Annotated in this window: 5 protein-coding genes; all 5 read left to right on the top strand. The window is 67.9% G+C overall.

Annotation, left to right across the window (positions count from 1 at the left end):
- Nucleotides 1-540 precede the first annotated feature (540 nt).
- Nucleotides 541-1,299, top strand: a complete 759-nt coding sequence (locus AC27KI_RS18815) for a sulfite exporter TauE/SafE family protein (protein ID WP_284394620.1) — start codon at nt 541-543, stop codon at nt 1,297-1,299.
- A gap of 203 nt (nt 1,300-1,502) precedes the next feature.
- The gene (locus tag AC27KI_RS18820) at nt 1,503-2,267 is read left to right on the top strand and encodes an ABC transporter substrate-binding protein (protein WP_272565884.1); all 765 of its coding nucleotides are present in this window, start codon (nt 1,503-1,505) and stop codon (nt 2,265-2,267) included.
- Nucleotides 2,268-2,300: 33 nt separating this feature from the next.
- Nucleotides 2,301-3,083, top strand: coding sequence for an amino acid ABC transporter permease (locus AC27KI_RS18825; protein ID WP_487089604.1), 783 nt, complete (start codon nt 2,301-2,303; stop codon nt 3,081-3,083).
- Nucleotides 3,080-3,823 carry an amino acid ABC transporter ATP-binding protein gene (locus tag AC27KI_RS18830; RefSeq protein ID WP_284394622.1) on the top strand — a complete coding sequence of 248 codons (744 nt, stop codon included), beginning with the start codon at nt 3,080-3,082 and terminating at the stop codon, nt 3,821-3,823. Before AC27KI_RS18825 ends, AC27KI_RS18830 begins: the two co-directional genes overlap by 4 nt.
- Nucleotides 3,824-3,911: 88 nt before the next feature.
- A partial coding sequence (locus AC27KI_RS18835; protein ID WP_487115231.1) for a DMT family transporter occupies nt 3,912-4,799 on the top strand: 888 nt, incomplete at its 3' end.

A 4,799-nucleotide genomic window follows, 5' to 3' on the forward strand; every position in this document is an offset into this window, starting at 1 on the left:
GGCGGAGACCGTTCGGCGCAGCGCAGGCGCCTCGGCGGGAAACGCCGGCCGCTCGGGGGCGGCCGAGCGGTGGGCAGCCAGGGCCGCCGGCGCGGAGAGGGTGCGGCGAAGCGAAAGATCGGTCATGGCGAACAGGCCTTGAAGAGGGAAGCGAAACGCCCGCCGATTGAATCAAACCGCGCATCAATGCCCCGTAAAAACCAACGGCTGCCGCGCCCGTGCTTCGCCCATCTTGCAGGTGCTTCGCCACGCTGCCCCAGAACGGGGTGCGGGAAACCACCAATGCACCAGCAGGGTGCACTCGTTACAGTTCAACCACTCGAAAACGCGCCCGTCGCGTCGAACGAGGGGACCGAGGAGACATCTCGAAGTCGAACAAACCATTCCGAGCATCCCCCTATAAGATGCCTTTTTTACAAAGCGCCGGCGACCCCGGCGCTTTTTCTTTGCCCGTTCCCTTGGCCGGTTCGCTGTGCGCCGGCACGCACGAATCGCTCCCCATTCCCCGTTCCGCCCTGCGGCAGCCCCGACAATCGGGGGATGGAATGGATCATTGTTTCTCTGGCGTCGCTGCTGGCCGGCTTCGTGGACGCCATCGTCGGGGGCGGCGGCCTCATCCTCGTGCCCGCCCTGTTCGCCACGTTTCCCAACGCACCGCCCGCCACGCTGCTGGGCACCAACAAAAGCGCCTCCATCTGGGGCACGGGCATCGCCACCTGGCAGTACAGCCGCCGCGTGCAGATGCGCTGGCAGGCGATGCTGCCGGCGGCCGCGGCGGGCTTCATCGGGGCGTTTGCCGGCGCCTGGACGGTGACGGTGATCTCGGCGGATTCGCTGCGCAAGCTGCTGCCGCTGATCCTGCTGGCCGTGCTGCTGTACACGCTGGCCCGCAAGGACCTGGGGCGCCACCACACCCCGCGCTTCGAGGGCCGGATCGAGACACGCCTGGCCTGCGCCATCGGGCTGGTGGTGGGTTTCTACGACGGCTTCTTCGGGCCGGGCACGGGCAGCTTCTTCGTCTTCCTGTTCGTGCGGCTGCTGGGCTACGACTTCCTGAACGCCTCGGTGTCGGCCAAGCTGCTGAACCTGGCCACCAACGTGGCGGCCATCATCCTGTTCGCGGCCAAGGGGCACGTGTGGTGGCACTTCGCGGTGCCACTGGCGGTGGCCAACGTGGTGGGCAGCGTCATCGGCACGCACATGGCGCTCAAGCACGGCACGGGCTTCGTGCGCGGCATCTTCATCGTGGTGGTCAGCGCGCTCATTCTCAAGACGGGCTACGACGCCTTCCTGCGCTGAGCCTCAAAAAGTCAAAACGGGCCCGTTTTTTGCGCTCCGGCTCAGGGTTTGCGGGTGGGCATGGCCTCATGCACGCCTTTTATAATGTGGCAATCCCGTGACTGCCCGTCCCGCGGGCGGCCCACTGGCCGCTGGCTCCGGCTTCGCTAACCGCCAAGCCGGATTTTTTGTACCTGAAACCACCCTGCGCAGGAACAACAGAGATGAAGATGTTCAAGACGATCGCCACCGTAGTGGCAATGTGTGCCGCTTTTTCCGTGCAGGCCCGCACGCTGGAGGCCGTCAAGAAGGACGGCAAGATCATCATCGCCACCGAGGGCCAGTTCGCGCCCTTCAACTATTTCCAGGGCACCCAGCTCACCGGCTTCGAGATCGAAGTGGCCAACCTGGTCGCCAAGAAGATGGGCCTGAAGGTCGAATGGAAGACGCTGGGCTTCGATGCCCTGCTGACCGGCCTGGCGCAGGACCGCTGGGATGCCGTCATCGCCTCGCACGGCGTGACCGAAGAGCGCGCCAAGGCCGTCACCTTCGCCACGCCCCACTACTGCTCGGGCGGCATGATCATCGCCACCGACCCCAAGATCCGCACCGCCAAGGACCTCACCGGCAAGATCGTCGCCGTGCAGACCGGCACCAGCTACCTGGAGAACGTGCAGAAGGTCGCCGGCATCAAGGAAATGAAGAACTTCCCCACCGACGTGGACGCCCGCAGCGCGCTCACCTCCAAGCGCGTCGATGCCTGGGTGACCGACAAGTTCGTGGCCAAGGAAGTGGTCGCCAAGAACCCCAAGGCGGGCCTGAAGCTGGGCGACATGCTCTTCATCGAGAAGATCGCACCCGCCGTCTCCAAGGGCAACACCGGGCTGGCCGACGCATGGAACAAGGCCTTTGCCGAAGTGCTGGCCGATGGCAGCTACGCCGCCGTGTCCCAGAAGTACTTCAACGAAGACGTCCGCTGCGCGCCATAAGCCGCGGCGCCGGCTTCGGACCGCCTTCCTTCCATGCTCAATGCTCTGTGGCCACAGCACTGGACGCGCCAGCACCGCAGCAATGCGACGCTGGTCTCCGCCCTGCTGCTGATGGTGTTGGCGCTGGCCCTGCTGGGCCAGCTGCTTTCCTTCCTGCCTGACCCGATCGGACCGAACGCCCAGGCGTTCTCCGACGGCGCGCGCACCACGCTGTGGCTCACCCTGGTGAGCGGCAGCGTGGGCCTGGTGCTGGGCACCAGCGCCGCGCTGGCCCGCACCTCGCGCTGGATCGCGCTGCGCTGGGCCGCCGGGTTCTACATCTGGGTCATCCGCGGCACGCCGCTGCTGGTGCAGATCCTCTTCGTGTACTTCGCGCTGCCGGTGCTGGTGCCGGGGCTGAACCTGCCCGACTTCGCCGCCGCCGTGGTGGCGCTGGGCCTGAACGTGGGTGCCTACAACGCCGAGGCGGTGCGCGCCGGACTGCTGGCCGTGCCGCGCGGGCAGACCGAGGCGGCGCGGGCCCTGGGCCTGTCGCGCCTGCACGTGTTCTTCGACGTGGTGTTTCCGCAGGCCTTCAAGATCTCGCTGCCTCCCCTGGTGAGCAACTTCGTGGCGCTGCTCAAGGACTCGTCGCTGGCCTACGCCATCGGCGTGGTGGAGCTGACCAACGTGGGCAACCGCATCCAGTCGGCGACCTTCCAGCCCATCGCGACGCTCTCCACCGTGGCCATCACCTACCTGCTGCTGACCACGCTGGTCACGCAGATCTCCAACGCCGTCGAATACCGCTTCGACGTGGAAGGACGGGCGCAATGAGCCAGGCCACGCCCTACATCGTCGCCGACTGCGTGTGCAAGTCGTTCGGCGCGCACCAGGTGCTCAAGGAGGTGTCCACCACCTTCAACACCGGCGAGGTGACGGTCATCATCGGCGCCTCGGGCTCGGGCAAGAGCACGCTGCTGCGGGCCATCAACCGGCTGGAGCCCCACGACAGCGGCCGCATCACCATCGGCGGCACCGAGGTGACGGACGACCAGCGCACGCTGCAAAAGCAGCGCAGCGAGGTCGGCATGGTGTTCCAGCAGTTCAACCTGTTCGGCCACATGAGCGTGCTGGACAACGTGACGCTGGCGCCCCGCCGCATCCACCGCACCCCGCGCGCCAAGGCCAACGAACAGGCCATGGCGCTGCTCAGGCGCGTGGGCATGCAGGACCATGCGCACAAGTACCCGTGGCAGCTGTCGGGCGGACAGCAGCAGCGCGTGGCCATCGCCCGCGCGCTGGCCATGGCGCCCAAGGTGATGCTGTTCGACGAACCCACCTCCGCCCTCGACCCCGAGATGGTGCAGGAGGTGCTGGACGTCATGCGCGAGCTGGCCCGCGGCGGCATGACCATGATCGTGGTCACGCACGAGATGGGCTTTGCGCGCGAGGTGGCCGACCGCGTGATGTTCTTCGACCAGGGCCGCATCGCGCACGACGCGCCGCCAGCCGAGTTCTTCGGCAACCCCGCCAGCGACCGCATCCGCGCCTTCATCGGCCGCATGGGTGCGTGAACCGGGGAGGCGCACGCCTCCCCTTCCCGCCGGGCCACTGGCTTCTTCCGGCCCGCGCGCTCATCGGGTGCGCGGGCGCCTTGTCTCCATGAAACCTGAACGCCTGGGCCTGCTGGCCCTGCTGGCCGTGACCCTGGTGTGGGGCACGACCTTCCCCGCGATGAAGCTGCTGTCGGCGCACCTCGATGCGCTGCAGCTCATCTGGCTGCGCTTTGCCATCGCGCTGCTGGTGCTCGGCCCGCTGTGGCGCGGCATGCGCCGCGCCGAGGCGCGCTGGGGCCTCGCGCTCGGCCTGCTGCTGTTCCTGGCGTTCTGGCTGCAGATCGAAGGGCTGGCGCGCACCACCAGCAACCGCAATGCCTTCGTGACGGGGCTGAACGTGCTCGTGGTGCCGCTGCTGGCCATGGCCGTGCTGGGGCGGCGCTACGGCTGGCGCCTGTGGGCCGCCTGCGCGATGGCGCTGGCCGGCATGGCGCTGATGTTCCATGAGAACGACCCCTGGAACCTGGGCGATACGCTGACCTTCGCCAGCACGCTGTTCTATGCCCTGTACATCCTGGCGCTGGAAGAGTGCGCGCGCCGCACGGCCGCCGAACCCGTGCGCGCCACGCGCATGGCCGCGGCGCAGGCCACCATGATGCTGGCGGCCTCCAGCGTGCTGATCGCCGTGCGCCACGGGGGGCTGGGCAGCACGTGGGCGTCGCTTGCCACGCTCTCGGTGCCGTCGTGGATCGCGCTGGTGTACCTCGGCCTGCTGGCCAGCGTGGTGGTGGTGACGCTGCAGGCCTGGGGCCAGCAGCGCGTGGATGCCATGCGCAGCGCCATCGTGTTCGGGCTGGAGCCGGTGTTCGCCGCGCTCACCGCCTGGGTGCTGATCGACGAACGCCTGGGCATCGCCGGGGTGGCCGGCGCGGCGCTGATCGTGGCGGCGTTGATCTTCAGCCAGTGGCAGCCCGCACCGCGGCGCACTGCGGGT

The organism is Acidovorax sp. KPB24-03 (assembly GCF_057546605.1).

Excerpts from the sequence above, each read along its gene's own strand:
- AC27KI_RS18820 (WP_272565884.1), top strand. The coding sequence starts at position 1,503 with ATGAAGATGTTCAAGACGATCGCCACCGTAGTGGCAATGTGTGCCGCT.
- AC27KI_RS18825 (WP_487089604.1), top strand. The coding sequence starts at position 2,301 with ATGCTCAATGCTCTGTGGCCACAGCACTGGACGCGCCAGCACCGCAGC.
- AC27KI_RS18830 (WP_284394622.1), top strand. The coding sequence starts at position 3,080 with ATGAGCCAGGCCACGCCCTACATCGTCGCCGACTGCGTGTGCAAGTCG.
- AC27KI_RS18815 (WP_284394620.1), top strand. The coding sequence starts at position 541 with ATGGAATGGATCATTGTTTCTCTGGCGTCGCTGCTGGCCGGCTTCGTG.